Annotated in this window: 21 protein-coding genes; 9 read left to right on the forward strand and 12 right to left on the reverse strand. The window is 36.6% G+C overall.

What is annotated here, in order from left to right; all coding sequences use genetic code 11:
* Positions 1–34: 34 nt before the first annotated feature.
* From J2T03_RS00170 to J2T03_RS00185, 4 genes are all read right to left on the reverse strand, one after another.
* A complete protein-coding gene (locus J2T03_RS00170) occupies positions 35–1,075 on the reverse strand; it encodes a hypothetical protein (protein WP_307208759.1) in 1,041 nt (346 codons plus the stop codon).
* Positions 1,076–1,082: 7 nt separating this feature from the next.
* Positions 1,083–1,784, reverse strand: a complete 702-nt coding sequence (locus tag J2T03_RS00175) for an ABC transporter ATP-binding protein (RefSeq protein WP_307208761.1) — start codon at positions 1,782–1,784, stop codon at positions 1,083–1,085.
* A gap of 157 nt (positions 1,785–1,941) precedes the next feature.
* Positions 1,942–2,508 carry a hypothetical protein gene (locus tag J2T03_RS00180; protein WP_306846276.1) on the reverse strand — a complete coding sequence of 189 codons (567 nt, stop codon included), beginning with the start codon at positions 2,506–2,508 and terminating at the stop codon, positions 1,942–1,944.
* A gap of 199 nt (positions 2,509–2,707) precedes the next feature.
* The gene (locus J2T03_RS00185) at positions 2,708–3,178 is read right to left on the reverse strand and encodes a nuclear transport factor 2 family protein (RefSeq protein ID WP_306846275.1); all 471 of its coding nucleotides are present in this window, start codon (positions 3,176–3,178) and stop codon (positions 2,708–2,710) included.
* A gap of 227 nt (positions 3,179–3,405) precedes the next feature.
* Between J2T03_RS00185 and J2T03_RS00190 the strand changes: the two genes are divergently transcribed.
* The 7 genes from J2T03_RS00190 (at position 3,406) to J2T03_RS00220 (ending at position 11,146) form a co-directional block, all read left to right on the forward strand.
* The gene (locus J2T03_RS00190) at positions 3,406–3,906 is read left to right on the forward strand and encodes a GNAT family N-acetyltransferase (RefSeq protein ID WP_306846274.1); all 501 of its coding nucleotides are present in this window, start codon (positions 3,406–3,408) and stop codon (positions 3,904–3,906) included.
* Positions 3,907–4,000: 94 nt separating this feature from the next.
* On the forward strand, positions 4,001–5,131 hold the full coding sequence (locus J2T03_RS00195; protein WP_307208763.1) for an alpha/beta hydrolase-fold protein: 1,131 nt from the start codon (positions 4,001–4,003) through the stop codon (positions 5,129–5,131).
* A gap of 700 nt (positions 5,132–5,831) precedes the next feature.
* The gene (locus tag J2T03_RS00200) at positions 5,832–6,596 is read left to right on the forward strand and encodes a KGG domain-containing protein (RefSeq protein WP_307208766.1); all 765 of its coding nucleotides are present in this window, start codon (positions 5,832–5,834) and stop codon (positions 6,594–6,596) included.
* An 81-nt stretch (positions 6,597–6,677) separates the two neighbouring features.
* Positions 6,678–7,289: a ferritin-like domain-containing protein gene (locus J2T03_RS00205; RefSeq protein WP_307208768.1), complete on the forward strand. Its 612-nt coding sequence runs from the start codon at positions 6,678–6,680 to the stop codon at positions 7,287–7,289.
* 113 nt (positions 7,290–7,402) lie between these two features.
* The gene (locus J2T03_RS00210; protein WP_307208770.1) at positions 7,403–8,581 is read left to right on the forward strand and encodes a zinc-dependent alcohol dehydrogenase; all 1,179 of its coding nucleotides are present in this window, start codon (positions 7,403–7,405) and stop codon (positions 8,579–8,581) included.
* A 76-nt stretch (positions 8,582–8,657) separates the two neighbouring features.
* Positions 8,658–9,455, forward strand: coding sequence for an SDR family NAD(P)-dependent oxidoreductase (locus J2T03_RS00215; protein WP_307208772.1), 798 nt, complete (start codon positions 8,658–8,660; stop codon positions 9,453–9,455).
* A gap of 182 nt (positions 9,456–9,637) precedes the next feature.
* Positions 9,638–11,146, forward strand: coding sequence for an FAD-dependent oxidoreductase (locus J2T03_RS00220; RefSeq protein WP_307208773.1), 1,509 nt, complete (start codon positions 9,638–9,640; stop codon positions 11,144–11,146).
* A 60-nt stretch (positions 11,147–11,206) separates the two neighbouring features.
* Here J2T03_RS00220 and J2T03_RS00225 read toward each other — a convergent pair whose 3' ends face one another.
* The 3 genes from J2T03_RS00225 to J2T03_RS00235 all read right to left on the reverse strand — a co-directional run bounded on the left by J2T03_RS00225 (position 11,207) and on the right by J2T03_RS00235 (position 14,033).
* Complete coding sequence (locus tag J2T03_RS00225) at positions 11,207–11,668, reverse strand: ferritin-like domain-containing protein (protein WP_307208775.1); 462 nt, start codon at positions 11,666–11,668, stop codon at positions 11,207–11,209.
* A 72-nt stretch (positions 11,669–11,740) separates the two neighbouring features.
* On the reverse strand, positions 11,741–12,739 hold the full coding sequence (locus J2T03_RS00230) for an SDR family oxidoreductase (RefSeq protein WP_307208776.1): 999 nt from the start codon (positions 12,737–12,739) through the stop codon (positions 11,741–11,743).
* 22 nt (positions 12,740–12,761) lie between these two features.
* Complete coding sequence (locus J2T03_RS00235; RefSeq protein ID WP_307208778.1) at positions 12,762–14,033, reverse strand: NAD(P)/FAD-dependent oxidoreductase; 1,272 nt, start codon at positions 14,031–14,033, stop codon at positions 12,762–12,764.
* A gap of 369 nt (positions 14,034–14,402) precedes the next feature.
* Between J2T03_RS00235 and J2T03_RS00240 the strand changes: the two genes are divergently transcribed.
* Positions 14,403–14,999 (forward strand): Crp/Fnr family transcriptional regulator, encoded by a 597-nt coding sequence (locus J2T03_RS00240; RefSeq protein WP_306846264.1) that lies wholly within the window; start codon positions 14,403–14,405, stop codon positions 14,997–14,999.
* 127 nt (positions 15,000–15,126) lie between these two features.
* Here J2T03_RS00240 and J2T03_RS00245 read toward each other — a convergent pair whose 3' ends face one another.
* Positions 15,127–15,756, reverse strand: coding sequence for a response regulator transcription factor (locus J2T03_RS00245; RefSeq protein WP_307208779.1), 630 nt, complete (start codon positions 15,754–15,756; stop codon positions 15,127–15,129).
* 7 nt (positions 15,757–15,763) lie between these two features.
* Positions 15,764–18,001, reverse strand: coding sequence for an ATP-binding protein (locus tag J2T03_RS00250; RefSeq protein ID WP_307208780.1), 2,238 nt, complete (start codon positions 17,999–18,001; stop codon positions 15,764–15,766).
* 502 nt (positions 18,002–18,503) lie between these two features.
* Between J2T03_RS00250 and J2T03_RS00255 the strand changes: the two genes are divergently transcribed.
* Positions 18,504–20,039, forward strand: a complete 1,536-nt coding sequence (locus J2T03_RS00255; protein WP_307208781.1) for a membrane-binding protein — start codon at positions 18,504–18,506, stop codon at positions 20,037–20,039.
* Positions 20,040–20,179: 140 nt separating this feature from the next.
* Here J2T03_RS00255 and J2T03_RS00260 read toward each other — a convergent pair whose 3' ends face one another.
* From J2T03_RS00260 to J2T03_RS00270, 3 genes are all read right to left on the reverse strand, one after another.
* Entirely contained in the window at positions 20,180–20,596 is a 417-nt protein-coding gene (locus J2T03_RS00260) for a hypothetical protein (RefSeq protein ID WP_306846260.1), read from the reverse strand.
* 183 nt (positions 20,597–20,779) lie between these two features.
* Complete coding sequence (locus J2T03_RS00265) at positions 20,780–21,664, reverse strand: hypothetical protein (protein WP_307208782.1); 885 nt, start codon at positions 21,662–21,664, stop codon at positions 20,780–20,782.
* A gap of 3 nt (positions 21,665–21,667) precedes the next feature.
* Positions 21,668–22,933 (reverse strand): hypothetical protein, encoded by a 1,266-nt coding sequence (locus J2T03_RS00270; RefSeq protein ID WP_307208783.1) that lies wholly within the window; start codon positions 22,931–22,933, stop codon positions 21,668–21,670.
* Positions 22,934–23,022 lie beyond the last annotated feature (89 nt).

Below are 23,022 nucleotides of genomic sequence, written 5' to 3' on the forward strand. Positions count from 1 at the left end.
TTAATAACCAATCAAATATGAAGCCATTGGATATTTATCGTAAGATGGTTTCTTTGATCCATGCATTCAGTTCCATGGTGTTTTTAAGCGTTGTCAGGAACCATATATTGGTCTTATGTCTTTCCGAATATTGGGGTGAGTATACATTTAAACCCTTTTTAAAACTAAAAAAGCTAAGGTGAATGTTTTCCTTTAAGAACTCGAGCCGTCTGTCCAGCCATTTTCTTTCATCTATAGAACCGCGCTGATAATGCCTGATCAAAATTTCAATGATGGCGACATCAATTCTTTCTGATTCTTTCAGCATTTTATCCAAAGCATTGGTCAGTATTTTATCATTGATAAAATTAATATTGGGTAAATTTTCATCGTTGTTCTGAAAAAGATGTTCAAATTCAATATCCTGAAGCAGGCGATGTGCCCCATGCATGATTTCTGATGCAGGACTGTAATCGTTATTATCCTTTACAATAAAAACTGCTGGAATATCCATTTTAAGACGGGTATACGCTTCTATTTTGTGGTGCCCGTCCAGAACAAAGGCACAGCTCATCATCGGATCCAAATGGTAGAGACTGTAAAATATAATAGGCTTTGGGCGGCCTCCTTTTCTGATAAGATCTATGTAATATTCTATTCTTTTTGGATCTATACTTTTACTTTCCAGAGTATACAGATAATTAAAATCCTGGAAAGGATAGAACCAGCCGGAAAACCTCTTTCGGACGGGAACATTTTCGTCAACAGGTAAAGGCCTTGCCATATAAAAATTAGAATTGTCAAACGGAATTTTACCCAGATTGACCTGGTAACTGCCATTCTCAAAAAGAGTAAGAAAATCCTTAATTCCAGCCATAATCTCGTCTTCGGTTCCATCCATAAGGGCATGGTTAAGGCTGTCGGTCAATGTTATTTTCTCTTTCTCAGAGAGCTCAGATACCGCATAATATTCACCCACACTCCCTCTGGAATCCGGCCAGTTAACGGCCACAGGACGCCTGATGATTAAGCAGCTGGCAAAACCATCGTACAGAACTTTGATAACGTTCTGTCCGTGAGTGTTGTGAATTTCCATGAATAAATTAAGAAACAGCCGTATAGCTTGCAAAGGCTTCTTCCAGGCTGTCGAACCTGCCTTTAAATTCATCGATAGGGCAGTCCTGAAGGATATTTCCTTTATGGATTAGAATGACACGTGAGCAAAGCGCTTCCACTTCCTGCATAATATGGGTAGACAGAAGTACTGTTTTCTGTTGCCCAATCTCTTTTACTACATTTCTTATCTCGATGATCTGGTTAGGATCCAATCCATTGGTAGGCTCGTCCAGGATCAACAGGTCCGGTTGATGAATGATGGCCTGGGCAAGCCCAACCCTCTGTTTGTATCCTTTAGACAGCTGTCCGATCTTTTTTGATTTTTCCGGAGTAATGCCTACAAGTTCAATTACTTCATCTACTCTGGCTGAAGAAATTTTATGAATATTGGAGACAAACTGAAGGTATTCTCTGACATACATTTCCAGATATAGCGGATTATTTTCGGGAAGAAAACCTATTTTTTTCTTGCTTTCTATCTCGTTTTCGGAAATATTCATTCCATTAAAGATAATTTCGCCCTGATCAATTTTTAATGCTCCGACAATAGATTTCATCAGGGTGGATTTTCCGGCTCCGTTCGGACCCAGGAGACCAATGATCTCATTTTTATCAATAGAAATATTGATGTTGTCTAGTGCGGTCTGTTCCCCAAACTTTTTGGTTAAATTGATTATCTGAAGCGGCATAATAAGTAATGTCTTTCTGCAAAAGTAAAAAATAAAAAATTCATTTCGTTATTTACGATTGAGCAATATTAGAAATAATAATATTACCTCTGATTTATTTAAAAATAAAAAACCCATCCGAATGAATGAGTTCAGTAATAGGGAAAAAATAATCCGATTATTTCTTTGATTTTTTGTTTTTACTGCCATTGTTTGAAGAAGGTGAGGCAGTAGATGCCTGATTTGCAGACTTTGTACCATTGATCTGGTGCATCGTGGCAGGCTTCTCATACATTGCAGACTTTCCGTTCGTTTTTCCAAATACCTTATCTATCTGCTTTCTGGTCAGGAACTGTGATTTTCCAACATACTTGCGGTTTTTATTAATGTATTGGATAAACTGTACGGTAGGCTGTCCGTAATTTTTTTCGTAATGAAGTTCAATGATATCATTAGGAAGTTCCAGGATAATATTTTCGTCCGGGGTGGATATGAAGCCATCCATGAGCAGTTTATACAGCCCGGATACATCGCTGTCCAGGTTTTGGAAGGAAAAAGACCTTATGGTATTCAGATTACTTGTATTAAGATCCTGATAGTTGATGGTAAATTTATCCTCTTTTTTATATAAACCTACGGAATTATCTTTGCCAATTTCCACCAAGCTTTCATTTTTCAGCACTTTGATCTGCGAAAAAACTGAAATGCCGAACATGCATGTAATGAGTAGAATTATTTTTCTCATGTGGAAGGAATTTTAATGTTTTATAAATTTGTGTTTTAAAATTACTAATAAAAAGCTTTTAAACAATTTTATTATCTCAAGCAAAAGTAAGATTTTTTTTTAATATCCATGATGGAGGATCTGTTGATATTATGTATAGCATTATATGTGGGGAGGTTTGCAAATCATTTGTTGGGGACGTTTATAAATTTATTTGTATTTAGTGTCCATAGCTGACCACTCTTGAAATTTTCCATCCATCGGGAGTCTTTTTCCATACGTGAACAAACTTAAATGTACCACAGTTAATCAGGGATCCGTTTTCAAGGCGGCAGAATTGATGAATTCCGGTTTGTACAGCTCCATAATCCTTAATGGGATATACTTCCACAGACTCCGGAACCAAAACTCTCCGGGTATAAGAGTAATTTTTAGCTACTCTGCTGAAATTGTCAACCGTTTCCTTATAGTCTGCCAGGCCGCCAACGTCATGAAAGAACTCAAGATCTTCAGTAAAGAAGGTCTTCAGTTTATCAATATTGCCGGAATTGGCAGCAGCAAAGAGAATACTGTCTTTTTTTATGATAGTATCATAGAGTTCTTTTGAAACGGGGATATAAGCTTTCGATTGGGAAAAAGCAGTTGTAATCATCGAACAGCATAATACAATTGAAAATAAAATGTTTTTCATATTTAAGGGTTGATCTATTAAACAATTTCAAAGAAGCGTGTTATACTTGCTCTTCTGTTTACTCAAAGATAATCAATCGGCCTTAAAGGCTACTAGAAAAGGGAGGCTTATTTTCAAAGACAGCATGTTTAGAAACTAAAATATGGGTCTGCAGAAGTACTAAATGCTGCATTATTGTGACGAAGCATTAATTTGTACCTTTACTTTCTCATCATTAGAATTTTAATATGCGTATTTTACATCAGGATCAGAACTTTATGATCCGTAAATTTTTACCAGAGGAACGAAACCTGTTTTGTGATCTTTTTGAAGATGCTGAGGTTACAGAATACCTTCCATACCGTTCGCCTGATCAGTATACGGAAATGTTTGAAATAGCTTTGGAAGATTATCTTAAAGGTCCGTTTGGCCGTTTTGGAATATTCAGTTCTGAAAACAATGATTTTATCGGTATGTGCCTGGCCAGGAACTTTGCAGATATACCCGGTCAGATTGAAATAGGATATACTTTGAGGAAAAAATATTGGGGCAAAGGTATAGCAACGGAGGTGAGCCGCGCGCTTGTAAAATATTGCTTTTTAAACACTGAAACAGATGAGGTTGTAGCCGTAACGGACCTGAATAATATAGGCTCACAGAAAGTATTGAAGAAAGCAGGTTTTAATCAGACTGATAATCTGAAAAGAACAGATGGTGAATTGGCTTATTACATTGTTAAACGCATTTAAGTCCGTATTTAATCTGAAAAGATCTACAGAATTACATGTTTTCCTGTGGAAATACAGTCTGACCGCAAACATTTTATATTTTAAACATACAATAATGCAGTACTCAAAAAAAATACCTTTAGTTCTCGTTTTGTTTTCTTCCATGATATTTTCCCAAACGTATAAAATTTCTTCAACGGTTTTACCAGGAAAGGAATTTCCTAAAATAGATGCAGGGAAAAAAGCAGAATTCCGTGTTTATTTTCCGGATGCAAAATCTGTACATTTGGATGGAGGAGATGGGATGAAAAGTATAAAATCATCTGTTTCCAAAGATAAGGATGGCTTTTGGAACATTTCCACTACACCCATGGAAATAGGTTTTCATTATTACTGGTTCAATGTGGATGGTCAGCGTACAAACGATCCCAATACGCAGCTGTATTTCGGGTACAGCCAGCCCACAAGTGGAATTGAAGTTCCTTCCGGGGAAGACTTTTTCATAGAAAAAAATGTAAGACATGGAAAAATTGTTAATGACAGTTTACATTCACAAATAACAGAAAGCCAACGGAACTTTAAAGTATATCTCCCACCCGGCTACGGATCTGAAAAATTACCTGTTTTATACCTTTACCACGGCACTGGAGAAGATATTACAGGCTGGGAAAAACAAGGCTATATCCTTAATATTCTGGACAATCTTTTTGCAGAGAAAAAGGCCCGGAAAATGATCGTGGTCATGGATTATGGAGTTGCTTTAAACCCGGAACAGGAAAAAATGCCGGACAGCTATTCCAGAACGGTGCTTTCTTCCAAAAATCTTGATGAAATCGTTATCCGGGAGCTGATTCCTTATATAGAGAAAAAATATAAAGCTTCAGGTGAAAAAGCCATCGCAGGGCTTTCCCGTGGCAGTTATCAGGCTATGCTTATCGGGGTTTCTCATCCTGAAATATTTTCAGCGATCGGAGCATTCAGTCCTGTGATTTATGAAGGAACTGAGGCAGAACCTTTTAAAGAACTTCCCATCGGAAACTTGCTGAAGTCTAAGAAAAGGCCTTACTTTTTTATTGGAATAGGAGAAAAAGAAGACATCATGTTTTTTAAATTTGATCAATTATTGAAGGATTTTTTAAACAGGAATAATTATCCTTATTTCCCATACAAATCCCCTGAAACCTACCATGAATGGCTTACCTGGAGAAGATCTCTATATCATTTCGCCCAACAGATTTTCAGATGATCACATGATTTGTCCATATTTGAAATTGTATTAACTCATCAGGTAAAGTACAGTTGTTGCAATTACTCCTTCTTTAGTGCTTTTTGCACAAAAAATAGACTTGAAAACGTTTAATTTTAATCCCATATCCTAACCGCTGGGGTTAAGGTTAAGAAAAAGTATACTTTGTGATCTAGCTCATAAACTGCAAAAGAATAAGTAGATACATTTGAAAAGTAATCAATTATAACAAAGGCTTTCTGGAAACAGGTATTTTAGCTGGCACAAGAGATCATCAGTTCAGATACAGAGGAGAAGAAGAAAGACAACTATAGCTTTTTTTAAACACTTTTTTAGACCCCATATATTCTGGCCTTCCTACTCTGGAAGGTTTTTTCTATGGAGCTAATCTGTATTTCCGGGCTCTTCCTGCTTGTATATTTTTATTTTATTTGAATTCAACATTCTGAAGATCATCAACAGAAAAATTTTATATTAAATTATCCAATATGATGCGAGTCATAAACAAGAGGATTATTCCGTTGTAAATTTGAAATATCAAACTGATTAAAGATCTGAATCCTTCCTTAATGGAAGTTACATGTAAGCTGTTCAGCTTAATGAAAATTATTATCAATACACCAAAACCATTGCTTTTCTGATACTAGTTAGGAACTGCAATACATCACTTATATATTAATTTTTATTAAAACATTCAGTTATGAACACTAGAAATTCAAACAATCGTAGTTCAAGAAGTAATTCTTCAAATAGTGAAAGATCTACTTTAGAGGAAGTTTATCAATTAGGTTATGACCATGGTTATAACGATGCATCTGAAGATGAAGATTATGATGATGATTTCTCTGATTATGAGGATTATTATGATGATTATGAAAACAGCTATGATGATGACGATTATGATGATGACGACTACGAGGAAGATGATGATTACGAAGATTATGACGATGATGAATATGATAACGAAGATGATAACAGAGGACGTGGAAGCTCCGGAAGAAGAGGAGGTTTCAGAGGAGGTAATCAACAAAGAGACAGCCAGGGAAGATTTACTTCCGGAGGTAGAGGAGGCTCTAGATCCGGCTCTGGCTCTTCAGGAAGAGGAAGGTCATCTTCAGGCTCAGGAAACGGAACTTCAAGAAGAGGTTTTGCATCCATGAGTAAAGCTGAGCGTACGAGAATCGCCCGTATGGGAGGAGAAGCTTCCCATGGAGGCGGAAGATCTTCCAATTCAGGAAGATCAGGCTCAGGCAGTAGTTCAAGAGGTTCAGGCTCAAGAAGTGGATCGGATCGTGATTCTAACTCAGGAAATTCAGGAAATGGAACATCAAGAAGAGGTTTTGCATCCATGAGTAAGGCAGAACGTACCAGGATTGCCCGAATGGGAGGACAGGCTTCTCATGGCGGCGGAAGGTCCTCTGGTTCAGGTAGATCAGGATTTGGAGGCAGACGTAATAATTCATAGTTTTTTAGATTACCTCTTTATAAAGCTGTAAAGAGGTAGTCTTTTAATTTAAGTTTTAACACCACATCATATACATATATCATGGCAACAAAAACAACAGAAAATAGCACAGCCACATCTGCAGGCAATGCAAACACATCTGCAGCAGATAAAAAGATGAAAGTAGATAATGCTTCGGTAGACAAAAATGAAATGAAAAATTCTCCGCTGCATAAATTCTTCGTGAGTGCTCTTAAAGACATTTATTTCGCAGAAAATGCCATCATCGAGGCTCTGGAAAAAATGCAGGAAGCAGCAACAACCGAAGAACTGAAAGATGCATTTGAAGACCATCAGCTTCAGACTAAAAAGCATGTGAGCCGTTTGGAAAAAGTCTTTAAACTCATTGATGAGACTCCTGCAAAAAAAGAATGTGAAGCAATAAAAGGAATCATAAAAGAAGGCGAGGAGGTGATAAAATCTACAGAAGAAGGTTCTATGACTAGAGACGCAGCTTTGATTATTGCTGCGCAGAAAGTAGAACATTATGAGATTGCAACCTACGGGGGCCTGGCTCAGCTTGCCATCACCATGGGGCACGATAAGGCTGCAGACCTGCTTGAAAAAACACTTCAGGAAGAAGAAGATACAGATTATAATCTTACCGAAATTGCTGAAACCTTCATCAACTTTGATGCAGAACAGGAAGATTAATCAAATGAGCACATCATGCCATATAGATTTCAAATCTATATGGCATTTTAATCCGGAAACTACCAGATATATATTGCCTGAACACACTCTTCACACCATTAAATATTGAAATTATGAAAGCAGCAGTTTTTCACTCTCCCGGAATCATAACGTGCGATACTGTAGATGATCCTGTAATTGAGGATCCCAACGATATTATTCTCAAAGTAACTTCAACGGCTATTTGTGGCAGCGATCTGCATATGTATTCCGGAGGGATTCCTCAGCTCCGGCCCATGGTTATGGGACATGAATTCATGGGAGTGGTTGAAGAGACCGGAAAAAATATCAGTCATCTGAAAATGGGAGACCGTGTTGTCATCCCATTTCCTGTTGCCTGTGGCGGATGTTACTTCTGCCAGCATGACCTTCCAACGGCATGTGAGCACAGCAACCCGGAACATTACGGACCTGAAGGAGGTCTTGTTACTGAAAAAGGAGGCGGACTGTTCGGTTATACTGATCTGTATGGCGGCTATAACGGCGGACAGGCCCAGTATGTGAGGGTTCCTTATGCTCACTTTGGGCCCAGAAAAGTTCCGGAAGGCCTAAATGATGAGCAGGTTTTATTCCTGACAGACATTTTTCCTACAGGCTATACCGGAGTGATGTGGGGAGAATTAAAAGGTGGGGAAACCGTAGCTATTTTCGGAGCGGGACCTGTGGGTTCCATGTCTGCAAAAAGTGCCATTCTGCACAATGCAGGAAAAGTGATTGTTGTTGATACTTTGCAGTACAGACTTGACCAGATTAAAAGGCTTACAGGTTGTGAAACAGTGTTATGGGAAGATGCTGAAGAAGTTATCCAGCAGATAAGAGAGATGACAGACGGCCGGGGTGCAGATTTATGTATAGATGCCGTAGGATTTGAACCTGATAGAAACCTGCTGGACAGGGCAAAAGCCGTTTTGAATTTTGAAAAAGGATCCATAAAAGTCCTCGAAGCCTGTATGAGCAGCGTAAGACGGGGCGGGACTGTTTCAGTTTTAGGGGTTTATCCAGTGAACTATGACAATTTCAAGCTTGGACAGATTTTCGATAAAGGAATTACTATAAAAGCAGGACAGTGTAATGTACACCCAATTATTGATACACTTATGGATCATGTACAGAGTGGCCGTGTACAGCTGAATGATATTATTACACACCGCCTTTCTCTTGAAGATGTTTATACGGGATACGAAATCTTTGATAAAAAACAGGACGGATGTGTAAAAGTTGTTCTTGATCCCTGGAAACTTTCAGAGTTTTAAATATGAAAAAAAGAAGGCCCGTTTATTATGCTGAAGTTATTCAAATTAATAAACTATTAATTTAAAATCATCAACTATGGAACGTAAATATCAATATGCTTTAATAACCGGAGCAACGAGTGGGATAGGTTATGAGCTCGCCAAACAGTTTGCAAAAAACGGCTATGATCTTGTGATCGTTGCCCGAAATCATGAAGAGCTGAAGAACAAAGCTGAAGAATTTAAGGCTTTTGGTGCTAATGTTATTTCCATCTCAAAAAATTTATTTCTGCAGGATGAAGTTTACTCGCTGTATTCAGAACTGCAGCTCAATGGGATCAGTCCTGAAATCCTTGTTAATGATGCCGGGCAGGGTGTTTACGGCAAATTCCAGGATACAGATATCCACCGCGAGATTAATATTGTCAATCTGAACATTATCTCAGTTATCCTGCTGACCAAGCTGTTTTTAAAAGACCGTCTGCATAAAGGATCAGGAAAGATTTTGAATCTTGCTTCTATTGCCAGCAAAGCTCCGGGCCCATGGCATTCCGTTTACCATGGAACAAAAGCTTTCGTTTTATCATGGTCTGAGGCCATCCGCGAAGAGTTAAAAGATTCAGGCATTACCGTAACTGCTCTTTTGCCGGGCCCTACAGATACAGACTTTTTCAACAAAGCTGACATGAACGGAAGTAGGATCCTTGAAGACAGAGAAAATCTTGCAAATCCTGAACAGGTAGCAATAGACGGCTATAATGCTTTAATGAACGGGGACGACAAAATAATTTCAGGATTCAAAAATAAGCTCACTGTAGCAATGACCAATCTTGCAACAGATGATATGGCTGCTTATAGGATGGGAGAAATGCAAAAGCCGGTTACTGAAAAATAAAAAAGCTTTATTTAAACAATACAATAATAGATAGACCCAGGCAAAAAAATTATGAAGAGAATCATTTTAATGACATTTTGCCTTGCGAGTTTAGCGGCCTGCCGTTGCGAAGTAGATAATGATGAAGCCCAGAAGCAAAACGATCTGAGAATAAAAAATGACACTTTAAAAGTTAAATAGACATGAATAGAGATGGAGCCAGAAAAAGCATATGGCAGGAGGAAATTAAAAAGTTTTCTTTAGATCCAGCCTTGGAAAAACTCTATGACGTTGCCATTGTTGGAGCCGGTATTACCGGAATTTCTGCCGCAATAAGACTACAGAAAGAAGGTCAGAAGTGTATTGTTCTGGAAGCGGCCAACATTGGTTTTGGAACTACTGGCGGAACCACGGCCCACTTAAATGACTTCTTTGATACCACCTATTCCCAGGCCATTAAAGATTTTGGTTTAAATAACGCAAAACTCCTGAAGTATGTGGGAATTGAAGCTAAAAATATCATCAGGAATAATATCAGGGAATTTAACATTGACTGTGATTTTGAAAGCAAAACAGCCTATCTTTTTGCGTTGGACGAAAAACAGGAAAAACAGTTGGAGGATATTGTAAAAGGCGCAGCACAGGTAGGACATCAGATGACGTTTACCAATGAAATTCCTTTTCCATTTCCATTCAAAAAAGCGGCCGTTATTCCTAATCAGGCACAGTTTCATCCTATCAAATATATCAGGAGTCTTGCAGAGGCATTTATCAGCCTGGGTGGAGTTCTGGTGGAGGACTGCATATGTGAGGGACATGATGAGCAGCAAAGCTCGGTAATTTTGCAATCTTCAAAAGGAAATATTAATGCACGTCATGTTATTTATGCCACCCATATTCCTCCAGGGGTGAGTGTCCTTCATCTGATGAATGCTCCTTATCGTAGTTATGCTATTGCATTCAGATTGAAAGGAGATCATTATCCTAAAGATCTCGGGTATGATCTTACCGACCCTTACCATTACTACAGAATTCAGGAAGTAAATGGTGAAAACCTGTTGATTGCCGGTGGTGAGGATCATAAAACAGGGCACACAGAAGATACCGGAGAGTGCTTTTCAAAATTAGAAAACTATGTGAGAGAGCATTTTGATGTAGATACCGCTGTTTACAGCTGGTCAAGTCAGTATTATGAACCAGCCGATGGGCTTCCTTATATTGGAGTATTGCCGGGATGCAAAAAAATCTATACAGCCACAGGATTCCGGGGAAACGGGATGATCTTTGGAACCATTACCTCACAGATTCTTGGAGACCTAATCTTGACTGGTTCCAGTAAATACAAGGAACTTTTCGATCCGGGAAGGATAAAGCCGGTGGCCGGTTTTACCAATTTTGTAAAAGAGCAGGCCGGTGTAGTATTGGATTTTGTAAAAGATAAACTGTTTATTGAGAAAATAAATTCCCTGAGCGAACTCACTGAAGGTGAGGCGAAGGTTGTAAAATATGAAGGCGGATCTTACGCTGTATATAAAGACAGCAGAGGGAAAATACATCTTGTTAAAAGTACATGTCCTCATTTAAAATGTGAAGTGCGCTGGAACAGTGCAGAGATAAGCTGGGATTGTCCCTGCCATGGTTCCAGGTTCAATGTCAATGGAAAAATGCTTACAGGTCCTACGGTAAAGGATTTGCATAGAATTGAACTTTAAAAGCTATTATAGTAAAAGTAAACTGTGACCGTTAAAAGCCACCTTAGGGTGGCTTCAATATTATTCTTTCTTTTTATATTCTTCAATCTTTTTAAACTGATTATAAGATATCTTCAGACTGTGCAATTGTTCTGAAACAATTTTTTCACTTTTTTCACAGAGATCTCCGCTTTCAAGAGCCTTTTGATAAGCCTCAATGGCAGCTTTTTCGCCAAAGATTACATTCTCTAAGGTAGATTCTTCGAGATTTCCCACGGTAAACGAATTTTTAATATCAATCCATGTCCTGTGGAGAGCTCCCGCAATAGAAGTTGAATCCTCGGGGGTTCCGTTTTTTTCAGTGATCAGGTTGATCAGTTCATTTTTCATGATTTTTGACTGAGAGATCATACGGTCATACTCATTTTTTATATCAGGATACATTTCCCAGATTTTTCCCTCAACTTTTTCAAATCCTTCTATCCTGTCATTCGTAATATGCAGCAGATCATTGAGGACGGATACTGTTTCTTCTGTTTTCATAATATTTTTTGTGATTTAGTGGTTCAAACTTATTTTTACCAGGTTCAGGTATCAGCTTTTAAAAATTTTCCTTTAAGGAATTAGTTTTTTTGGGTTTCTAAGAGAAAAAAGAACAGAGATAATGCCCAGACCAACAATTCCTGCTGTAGCTATTTTTAACGTTTTTTCTGAAGAAAGAAGGGTTTTTCCATGAATACCCATATTTCCTTTTGATGGCTTTAGTACATTTCCTGCCGTATTCTCATCCGCATTTGCCTTTTTCATGACGAGCCTCATGAGTGATGAAGATACATTCCTGATCGTTCCGGGAAAAAAAGTATAAAGATTTTTAAATACTACGGAAAACCAATCAGGGTAGCTGGAGTCAACCGGGTTTTTGGCAACCTTAACAATAGCTTGCGCCAGATCACGAGGATCGAAAGACGGTGGTGGCGTACTCAGTTTTATTCCTGAATAATTAGCTGCATGCTCTATCCCTGAAGACTTCTGAAACCCCGGATACAGAGCACAGATATGGATGTCAGAATAATTGGATACCTCTCCCTGAAGAGTTTCTACCATGCCCCGGATACCGAATTTTGAAGCCGTATACGCTGTTCCGTACGGAGCAGGCATCCATCCGCCAATGGAAATATTATTAATAAGAACTCCTTTTTTCTGCTTTTTAAAAATCGGCAGTACGGCGTGTGCCGAATGTATATACCCCAAAAGATTGGTTTTAATGATCTGATCTATCACTTCAATTGGAGTTTCTTCAAATTTCCCAAATGACAGAACCCCGGCATTATTGATCCAGTAATCAATCCGGTTATTCAGAACAAATGCTTTTTCCGCAAGGTGATAAACGTCTTCCGGAACAGAGGTGTCGGTAACAAGGGTAAGGACCATGCTGCCGTATTTTCTACAGGCTTCTGCTGTAGCTGTCAGGGCTTCTTCACCCCTTGAAGCAAGAACTAAATCGGCACCTTCTCTGGCGAAAGCCTCTGCAGTCGCCTTTCCTACACCACTGGATGCTCCTGTGATGACCACTGTTTTCCCAAAAAAGGGGGATTTCTTTTTTTTATCTTTCATAATTTCTTTTTTTAGGCAGATATTACTGTTGCTTAGTTGTATTTCTTTTTGGATAAAGAATTAAACGGATGGATGGGTTATTGGTGATAAACAGCCGGAACCAATCCAGTGCTAACCTGATTTTGCTTCTGAAGCCCACCAACGGAATAATGTGGATAAACAGCCATGTAAGCCATGCCAGAAAGCCTTTGAAGGAAAATTTGGGGAGATCTACTACCGCATTGAATTTTGAAATGATCGCCATACTGCCCTTATCATTATATTTGAAGGGAATAAGTGCTTTTTTGTCTTCAAGCCTGATTAAATTTTTAGCCAGATTTCTGCCCTGCTGTATTGCTACCTGGGCAAGCTGGGGATGTCCTTTGGGAAAGTTTCTGTCGGTTAGCTGGAGAGAAATATCTCCTACAGCATAGATATTTTCCATTTCTTTAACTCTGTTATATTCATCGGTTAAAATTCTTCTTCCCTTTCCGATTCTGTTTTCTGGAATTCCGGGGATTTCCCGTCCTATAACTCCGGAGGTCCAGATGAGCGTTTCAGTATCTATCGATGTTCCGTCGGACAGAAGCACCTGGTTATTAATATAGTCTTTTACTGAAACATTAAGAAGGATTTTTACACCAAGCTCTTGTAAAGTCTTGTAGGAAGTCTGCTGTGCCATTTTACTCATTGGGGAAAGTAGAGTGGGTAATGCATCAATCAGATACAGATTGGAAAAGCTGAGCTTGATCTCGGGATATTCTTTTTCAGCAATATATTTTCCCATTTCCGCAATCATGCCAGCCAATTCTACACCGGTAGGGCCGCCGCCTGCTATAACTACATTCTGTAATTTTTCTGCAGTTTTCGGATCTTTATTTCTGGCGGCTTCCTCGAGATTGAGCAGCATGTGATTTCGCAGATAAAGTGCCTCCTCTATATTTTTCATAGGAAGCGCACATCTCTGTACATTATGCATTCCAAAAAAATTAGACTCCGTACCCAATGCAATAACCAGATAATCATAGGTCAGATTTCCCGTATCTGTTTCGATGGTACTGCTTTCAGGATCAACTCTAAGAAGGCTTCCCATGTGAAAATTCACATTTTTGTATTTCGAGAATAATCTCCGGAAAGGATAGCTGATATTGGATGCCTGAATAAAAGAGGTAGCCACCTGGTAAATAAGTGGAGGAAAGAAATGATAATTGTTCTTATCAACAAGCGTAATAAGAAATCTGTTGTCATTTTTTAAGGATTTAATAAGATTAATTCCTGCAAATCCTCCACCAACAATAATGATATGCTTTTTCATGTTAATTGATATTTGGAATTGTTTTGATTATCCTCCAATAATGGCACCAAAAATAGATCAGTTATGTTACAGTTAACTTAACAAGAGATCTGCAATGCAATGTTTCAATGCTTCTATATAGTTATACAAAAGGGATGGATATGATTCCTGCTATTATAAAACCGTGTTGTTTCAATTTACCATCAGGCATGTTAATCTTTCATAAAATTAGTAAACAACCATCATTTGCATTATTATTTCGATCATAATCTGTTGACTTTTTTGTTTAAAATTTTTTGTAACAATAAATGAATATGGCTTGCTTTTTGATATTAGATAACCACTAATTTTTACTAAGATGTTCATTACTTAACAATAAAATTTTAAGATATGATAATCAGTGAAGACCTTTTGTTAGCTTATGGAGGTGAATATGAAAGCTATTCACCTAATGAAACTATTTTTAGTGAAGGAAGCTTTGCTAAATTTTATTTTCAAATTGTTAATGGTGTTGTAGAGCTCAATAATTACCATGAGGATGGAAAAGAATTCACACAGAATATTCTTTCTGATGGACAGAGTATTGGAGAATCATTGCTTTTTAACGATAAGCCTTATCCCATGAATGCTGTTGCTAAAACGCAATGCACCATCCTGAAATTGTCTCAGTCAGACTTCTTTTCACTTATTCATCAAAATAAGGACGTTATGATGGATATGTTTCGATGCATGGCAGACCGGCTTTATTATAAATATTTAATGCTTTTTAATATCTCATCTACGGATCCACAGTTCAAGATCAAAACGATCATGGACTATTTAAAGGCGACCCAGTGTAATGATCGTAACCAGGCTTTTCAGGTGCCTTACACCAGACAGCAGATTGCAAATCTTACAGGATTACGTGTTGAAACGGTCATAAGAACTGTTAAGAAAATGGAAAGCGAAAATATGGTGAAAATTGAAGGTCGGAAAATATTTTATTAAAGCTTTTTCAAACCATTTTCTATTAATGTATTGATTATAAATTGAATAAAAAAACAACTAACGCCATGTGATTCATATGGCGTTAGTTGTTAACTGTATTATAATCCAGTCTTATTTTCATTGGTTATCATGTTCGGACTAATCCGTATTCCATTGCTAATTTTATTGCAGTACTTAAGTTGGAGGTTTTGAATTTGACAATCAGATTTTTGCGGTGGCTTTCTACTGTATGCGGGCTTATGCATAATTTATCCGCTATTTGAATTGTGGTAAGACCTGAAGATGCTTCTATTAAAATTTCCTTTTCCCTGCGGGTCAGTTTGGGAACTGCATTTAATCCGGAATTCGTTTTCATCTCTACAATTCTTTTTGTTTGATTGCATAAGAACTTTTCACCCTTAAGTATCGTTTGTATTCCGGAAATTATTTCGGTCACCGAAGCATTCTTCTGTATGTATCCCATAGCTCCTTCTTCCAAGGTGCTATTGATAACTGCAAACTCATTGTGTACGCTCAAAATGATGATTTGTGTACCAGGATATTTTTTTAATATAGGTTTAATAAAATCAATACTGTTGCCATCGGAGAGATTAATATCAAGTAACAATACATCTAAAGTCTGGTTTTCTAAACCTGAAAAAAGCTCACTTGAAGAGGAATAGCAGCCGACTACCGTAAAATTCTCCTGTTGGGAAAGAATATTTTTTAAGCCTTCCAGCAATAATGGGTGATCATCGGTTATAGCAATTTTAATCATAAACTGTTTATTTTGGAAATTTGATTTCAATGTTGGTTCCTATATTGATCTGGGATTCTATGTGTATGGTACCTTTCAGAAACTCAACGCGTGAACGGATATTATGAAATCCCGCAGAATGCGAATGATTCAAAATGTTTATATCAAATCCTTTTCCATCATCCTCTACGATAATGACATAATCAGATTCATTTTCGATGAACTGGATAATGATTTCATGCGCTGTGGCGTGCTTTATAGCATTGTTTACTAACTCCTGAATGATCCTGTATACAAGCAGCTGGCTGTCCAATGGCAGCTGAGCCGAATAATGTAAAAACTGAACATCAACATCCAGCTTCGGAGTGGTCATTCGGGAAACATATTCCATCAATGTTTCCTGAAGACCATACTTTAGCAGCAAATCCGGCATAAGATTATGCGCAACGTGGCGGAGTTCATCAACCGCTATATCAATCTGTTCCATTGATCTTTCTATTTGCAGCTGATGATGATCATTAGATGTATCCTTTAATAAAAACAGATTCATTTTGGTTCCGGAAAGTAAACTTCCGAGGCCATCGTGCAGATCCCGGGCTATTCTTCCCCGTTCTTGTTCCTGGCCTTCCAGCATCACCGTAAGGTTGGATATTCTTGAGTTCTGCATCACTTTTTCCATTTCAAGGAGATGTAATTTTTCCTGTTGTTTTATGCCTTTTGCTCTTTGAAAATAGGCATACAGCAATAAGATAAGCAATAAAGAAACAGAGGTGGTCAAACCGATATAAAATTTATTGATTTTCTCTTTATAGTCGACTCTGGCTTTATAGAGATCTACTTCTCGTTTCCTATTAAAAGATTCAAGTTGTGATAAACGAAGTTCCTGGGCTTTTTTACTGTTTTCTATTTCAGTAAATTCCAGTTTTCTAAATTGATTCTCTTTCGTTAATTCAAGATTCTCCAATTTCTGAGCCTGCTGTACACTATGCCAGCTCATTTCCTTAAGCCGTTGTTCTTGCTTTTCAGATGCTAATTGTAGCCGGAGCAATTGCTGTTTTTGCTTCTCCCTTTCATACTGGACCTCCAGTTTTTTACCCAAGGCAGCATTTTTTTCATCATAAATTTGTTTAAAGGTTTCTAAATAAGCTTTTTGATAAAATATGGCTTCTTTAAAATTATTTTCATTTTGAAATAGCTGTGAGAGATTTTCAAAAATTGACAGTTTGATATTCGGATTAGTGACTTTGTCATATTCTGATTCTGCAAGTGCTGTCAGCAGATACTTTTTTGCTTCCTCTTTATTATCATTCTTCAAAGCTATTTCTGCCAAAAGACCATTGGCAGAGGCTACATGGTCATGATTTCCTGTAGCAATACCCTGGGCTTTAGCTAAATTGGCATAATACAGAACCTTATCCTTGTAGGATTCAGGGAAATAATTTAAATATAAATTAGCCAGATTTATTGCGACAAAAGAAAGGTTGGAAGGGATAGGCATGCGTGCCTTGTTGGCTTTATAAGTTTCCACCGCTTTGAGATAGTAAGATTCAGCTTGGGAGATAAAAGTCTTATTGGTGGTAGATTCATAGCGCTTTTCGTACATATATCCCATGGCCATATAAGCATCAAACAAATTTATAGGATCATTCTGCTGCAGGGAAATTTCCAATAATAACTTACTGTATTTCTCCTGCAGTGGGAAGTCATTCCAATCGGCGTAAATACTATTTAGCTCCCGGTATACAGACGCTTTTCTATTATTTAAGCTTTCAGAATAGGGTGCTTTTTCATAAAATGACAATGCTTTCAAAAAATAGCGAACGGCTTCAGCCTCTTTATTATTACGTTCATGGATCCAGCCAAGCCCATAAGCTACATATCCTTTTGTTTCCGGATCTTTTGTTTTTGCTTCATAGAATTGGGCAAACCTGCAAGCATTTTCATAGGCTTTAACATGATCCAACAATCTATAGTTTATGGCTGCAATAATGTATAAATACGCAGCATATTTTCCGTCCGTTACCTTTTTTGCATAAGCAATATTTTCATTTAAAACGGCAAAAGCCTTATCTTCCTGTTTATTGAAGAAAAGAGCTTGTGCATACTTCCCGGTAATCAACATTCGCTGAGGGCTTCCCGGGTTATACTTTTTGTATTGCTGTTCCAGACTGTTGTGAAGTTCCTGGGCTGATGTGGCCTGACCAGCTAACACAAGACATAAAAAGGCAATATAGAAGCGTAAAAAAGAAAAAAAATTGATCGGCATTTTTTAGATTGTAAGCACGGCAAAGTTATTACTTTGCTATTTCTCACTGGTTATATTTCATAATCAAATTTGTATAGATGACAATGGATGGATGATCCATTTTATATTTAGAACCAAAACTCGGTATTCTTATTATATTTTTCAATCCCTGTTTTCAGCTAATTTTGGTGATATAATGAAATTTTATTCTTTACATATACTCTAAACATGCAATCCATGTAGAATGATTGGTGTTTCCGTTTAACAAATTAGCTGAAAACAGGGATTTTTTGCAATCTTGATTTTACAGATCTTTGTCGCTGTCATTTCTGACACAAAAAAACACAATGATGAAATTTTATCTATAAAGTAATGATTCCATTTTTACAAAGACCGGCCAAGGTTCAATAAAAAGAATTATTATATCGATATTTTCGTGGGAAGGTATTGAAGGAATAAAAAACACTAAAAGCGCAAATAAGCTGTTATTTATGGCATTTGCTTGTCTAAACCTTAAAAAAACATGAAAAAATTATTGATGTCAGCGGTTTTTGCCCTGATCGTAAACATTCACGCAGGTGCACAGGAAAAAATCTATTTTGATGAAAACTGGGAGAAAACAACTCAGAACAAAATGGAATTTTATCGGGAAACTGAGCATAAGGGCAAACTCATTTTAATCAGGGACTTTTATAAAAACGGAACCCTTCAGATGGAGGGTCTTGTTTCGGATGCTACACCGGGAAGTGAAATCTATGAAGGTAAAATTACCTGGTACAATGCTGAAGGTAAAGTCTTGAGTATAGGAACATACTCCGCAGGGCAACAAGTGGGACCGGCTAAGACTTTTGACGAGCAGGGAAGGCCTTTGGAGGATCTGATTTATAAAGCTGATGGTAGTTTTACAGGAAAAATATACAGTTATAAAAATCCTGAAGAAATGTCTTATCATAACATTATTACAACCTATGAAACTTCCGATAGTTTTAAATCCATTATTTATGACGAGGATATTAAAGGAATCCGCTATGAAACGACTAATGACGGTAAAGGGGCGTTTGAAATAAAATTTTATGGCGAAAAAGGAAAATATATAGGAACAAACAGTTCCGGCGATTCCGGCGATAAGGTGACCGTAGAGTATTATCAGAATCCGATGAGGGTTTCCAAAATTGAAAAACAAAATAAAGACGGCAAGGTAACAGAAAGTATTATCTATTCCCAGGAAGGGAAAATTTTACAGGAAGAGAGGAAAAACAAAAAAGGCGGCTATCAAAAAACGTACGATGAAGCGGGGAAGCAGATAGGCAGTCTTACCTACATCTATGATAAAGAAATAGACTATTACACGCCGCAGGACGGAGAAGAATATCTGTTTAATTATGACTTTTCCGGATTCACAGCTGTTAATGTTTATAAAAACGGGTCTGCAATCCTGAATAAATATTTTGATGAAAATTGGAAATTATCTTCTGAGCAGGTGTTAAAGGATGAGGTAACCCAGGAAATCAGATATTACCATCCGGACGGAAAACTCAAAGGAACTGTGACCTATAAAGATGATATGCCCTATAATGGTACGCTGTACGAAGGGCTTGTGGAACAGCATTATAAAGAGGGAATTTTAGTGTATTCCAAGTCTTTCAGAGAGGACGAAAAATTAAAAACGGAAACAAAGATCAATGCAGATCAGACCGTATATAATTCTGTTGTTTATGATGAAAAAGGAGCAATTGCTTATACCTACAGCCAGCCGGCTGAACAGGGGGATGGGTTCACAGCGCAGATTGTTCAGTATGCTAAAGGAAAACCTGCTAATAAAGCAGTTGTAAAAAATGGCATCCTTGAAAGCGGAAAACTTAAATACAAATCTGAATCCGGGTTAAAAGAACTGGAACGCAGTGGAAAATGGATTATTGTAAAAATTTATAATACGGAGGGAAAAATGATTCAGGATTCTAAAATACACGCAGAAACAGAAGACCCGAATACTGACAGCTTATTAAATACGCAGATCACTGAGGCTGATCTTCAGTACGAATCTTTTGAGACTATATAAAATTGAAGATCAATTATTCAGTTCTGCTGTATCTTTTATGATACTATTTGATATCCAGAGTATCAATTTGATGCAAAAGATTAATAAACGGCTGGAATACTGAGATCTTTTAAGCTAAGGTAGTCATGGAATTTTCTAAATTACTGGAGAAGATACCAGATTCCAGCACCAATTGCGGCATAAGCGGTAACGGTAATAATATCAGCTATTGGTTGTGAAAAGCGTTTTTCTGCAATTTTCTCAGCATTGATCTGGTTCTTATGGAACTTCATGATTTTTTTAGGATTATGTACCGGATGTGCTACCAGACTGTCGCTTTCCCACTTGTCAACGATTACTTTATAGGATTTACCTTCAACGTCAATTTTAACATTTTTACCGGATGCAAGTTTTTCCTGAATATTGATAGGTGCAGGTGCTTGTGGTGCGTTCGGACTTTGAGGAGCAGCTGTGTTTTGCTTATTGTCGGCCGCTGGATCCACTTGTTTTTTTACCTGATACGTATAGCAACTGGTAAGAGAAAATAATACAATGATGAAATAAAAATTCTTTCGCATGAGCCAAATTTAAGAATTAAACGGAATATTTGGGAGTTTGTTTTGAAAGATGGTGGATTTTTGGAAAATTCCTGTTGTGCAAAGGCTTTTTGACTTTGAGCTGATAGAATAAAAACAATTCGTTAAAAAGAATCCAATATTAGGGACTTCGGAGAGTGGGAAGTGGAAATTAGCTCCATAATATTAAATTAACTGATCAAAATACAAGAGATTTTCTGTTTCTTTTTCAAAATAATATCTAAAATTTCCCAACTTAATAACCATGATATTTAAATCTGGATCATCTTTTTCAATGGTAAATCTGTTATGGTTAATTTCATGAAATTGAGTGAAATTTATCCGATAGCCATAATGACAAACAAGTAGCATATGTAGATTGGCTCCTCCATTTTCAGTACGATGTAAATTAATAAATTGATTTCCAAAAGTGTTAGGAATTCTACTCCAAGCTTCACATTGAATATTTATTTCCCTTTTTGCCTTAAAATCATCATTTGGCCAATACTTATAGGCTAATTCTGAAATCCAAGTAAAGACTGTTTTATTCACCTCCTGTAAATGTCTGGAATAAGGCATTAAACCATCATCCACTTGAAAATTTGTCAAAATTCCATTAGTAAAGTATAAATAAGTTTTAATCTTTTCTGAATAAAACATACCATTTCTAGAGATATTATTTAGGCTTAATACCTTTGATAAAAATTCATTAGAAAAACTTTCATTTTCTACCGCAGTACTTAAAATGTCATGTACTTTAAGTGCATTGAATTCTTTAGAAACTGAAAAACCTCTTAAATATTTATTTACATCTTTCTGTGTCAGATGAGTCACTTTAGTGTCCACCATTATAAAAGCAATATTTCGTGTAAATACTTCGATTTCAATTGCCCATATTTTAGACTTATTTTCTGATGCAAATATGGAATATAACTGATCGTCATTGTAACCGAAAATATTATTCAGAGAAATAATTGATCCAGTACCTACATCTCCAGTATACTCAACAAATCCATTTCCTGAAGGAACGAAAATGCCACTAGATCTACGCTTATTAAAAAAATATGACATCTCTTAGTTTGAAATTTCTTTTGTTATATTATTAAGCTTTTTGTTTACAAAATCGTGGATCTTATTAATCTCTGCGTTGCTAAACTGAACATTAAAAAGCCGTTCAAAGTGTTTTAATTGCTGATTAATTGAATTACTGTTTTCAAATAACTCCCAAATATTAGTTATGCCTTTAAATCTATTTATTACCTTTCTATCTTTGTACCAAGAATAACCTTTAGTAATTACATTTCCTGCAATTTTACCTAAATTGAGTTCCTTTAAAGAATCAGATATGGTATTACCATCTATATAAGAATCAATACTTTTGTCAACATCAGAATTTTCACTGAAATCAAAATCACCATAAAAAATGCGATGTTTTCGATCTACATACTTTTTATTAAAAGTATTCCAAAATTCCTTAAATTTATTATGAGCTTCTAATTGTTCTTTAAATGTTATTGATTCATGAATTTCAATTTCCAACTGTTCAAATTGATCACGTAACTCTTGAAAGTCTAATCTTAATTGGCCAAGTTTATAAGGTATATCACTAGCGGAAGTGACACTGCTCAGTAAGATATTAGTAAATGAAGGAATGGGTAAAAATTGATAGTTGAGACTATTTTTTAAATCTTCAACCTTAGCGTTATGGATTTTTGCAACCATATCTAAGGATTGTATTGAATATGGTGTTTTGTTTAAATTACTTATCTGTCTTCCATATAAAGAGATAGGCAATGATGTTTGAATACTTGATGTCTTTGATACGTTTATAAGGTTTAAAATTAGTTCATCCCAAGTACTCTCAGTTTCCGATACAACAAAATCATCTTCGTCAAACTTAGATGTTACTAAAGGAATCTTTTCTATAACTTCATCAACATTACTTTTAATAAAGTATTTTTCCTGAATCTTTTGTCCGTATTCTAGAACAAAATCTTGTAGTGCTTCTCTTTTAGTTTTAGTTAATATATCACTTCTATAAATTTCAGATGATGGATTATCAACAACACCATCAACAAACTTCAATCCTCCAAAACGGGCGACGAGGTTTAGAATGGGTCTACCATTAGGAAATAGCACCGGAGTTGTTAAACTTAGATGATTTAATTCATCTAAAGAAGTGTAGAATTCCGATGAAGCAATAAATGTTTCAACAAAAGTGTTGAGAGAAAATAAAAATTCAACATTCGGTTTACCATATCCTCCAAGACAATAATCCAATTCATCTAATAGATTTAAGCTTATATAAGCGCTATTGTAACCAGGTTTATCATTTATCATTTGTCTTATTTCTGCAATTTAAATATAAAAAACAATTTTTGATTTCAACATGTCACTAATTTTAATTCAAGATTAATATAGTGTTGTAA

It is taken from the genome of Chryseobacterium lathyri, assembly GCF_030812195.1.
In the GTDB taxonomy this organism is placed as follows: domain Bacteria; phylum Bacteroidota; class Bacteroidia; order Flavobacteriales; family Weeksellaceae; genus Chryseobacterium; species Chryseobacterium lathyri_A.

Coding starts and splice junctions, on each gene's coding strand:
- J2T03_RS00170 (WP_307208759.1), bottom strand. CDS start 1,075: ATGGAAATTCACAACACTCACGGACAGAACGTTATCAAAGTTCTGTAC.
- J2T03_RS00175 (WP_307208761.1), bottom strand. CDS start 1,784: ATGCCGCTTCAGATAATCAATTTAACCAAAAAGTTTGGGGAACAGACC.
- J2T03_RS00180 (WP_306846276.1), bottom strand. CDS start 2,508: ATGAGAAAAATAATTCTACTCATTACATGCATGTTCGGCATTTCAGTT.
- J2T03_RS00185 (WP_306846275.1), bottom strand. CDS start 3,178: ATGAAAAACATTTTATTTTCAATTGTATTATGCTGTTCGATGATTACA.
- J2T03_RS00190 (WP_306846274.1), top strand. CDS start 3,406: ATGCGTATTTTACATCAGGATCAGAACTTTATGATCCGTAAATTTTTA.
- J2T03_RS00195 (WP_307208763.1), top strand. CDS start 4,001: ATGCAGTACTCAAAAAAAATACCTTTAGTTCTCGTTTTGTTTTCTTCC.
- J2T03_RS00200 (WP_307208766.1), top strand. CDS start 5,832: ATGAACACTAGAAATTCAAACAATCGTAGTTCAAGAAGTAATTCTTCA.
- J2T03_RS00205 (WP_307208768.1), top strand. CDS start 6,678: ATGGCAACAAAAACAACAGAAAATAGCACAGCCACATCTGCAGGCAAT.
- J2T03_RS00210 (WP_307208770.1), top strand. CDS start 7,403: ATGAAAGCAGCAGTTTTTCACTCTCCCGGAATCATAACGTGCGATACT.
- J2T03_RS00215 (WP_307208772.1), top strand. CDS start 8,658: ATGGAACGTAAATATCAATATGCTTTAATAACCGGAGCAACGAGTGGG.
- J2T03_RS00220 (WP_307208773.1), top strand. CDS start 9,638: ATGAATAGAGATGGAGCCAGAAAAAGCATATGGCAGGAGGAAATTAAA.
- J2T03_RS00225 (WP_307208775.1), bottom strand. CDS start 11,668: ATGAAAACAGAAGAAACAGTATCCGTCCTCAATGATCTGCTGCATATT.
- J2T03_RS00230 (WP_307208776.1), bottom strand. CDS start 12,739: ATGAAAGATAAAAAAAAGAAATCCCCCTTTTTTGGGAAAACAGTGGTC.
- J2T03_RS00235 (WP_307208778.1), bottom strand. CDS start 14,033: ATGAAAAAGCATATCATTATTGTTGGTGGAGGATTTGCAGGAATTAAT.
- J2T03_RS00240 (WP_306846264.1), top strand. CDS start 14,403: ATGATAATCAGTGAAGACCTTTTGTTAGCTTATGGAGGTGAATATGAA.
- J2T03_RS00245 (WP_307208779.1), bottom strand. CDS start 15,756: ATGATTAAAATTGCTATAACCGATGATCACCCATTATTGCTGGAAGGC.
- J2T03_RS00250 (WP_307208780.1), bottom strand. CDS start 18,001: ATGCCGATCAATTTTTTTTCTTTTTTACGCTTCTATATTGCCTTTTTA.
- J2T03_RS00255 (WP_307208781.1), top strand. CDS start 18,504: ATGAAAAAATTATTGATGTCAGCGGTTTTTGCCCTGATCGTAAACATT.
- J2T03_RS00260 (WP_306846260.1), bottom strand. CDS start 20,596: ATGCGAAAGAATTTTTATTTCATCATTGTATTATTTTCTCTTACCAGT.
- J2T03_RS00265 (WP_307208782.1), bottom strand. CDS start 21,664: ATGTCATATTTTTTTAATAAGCGTAGATCTAGTGGCATTTTCGTTCCT.
- J2T03_RS00270 (WP_307208783.1), bottom strand. CDS start 22,933: ATGATAAATGATAAACCTGGTTACAATAGCGCTTATATAAGCTTAAAT.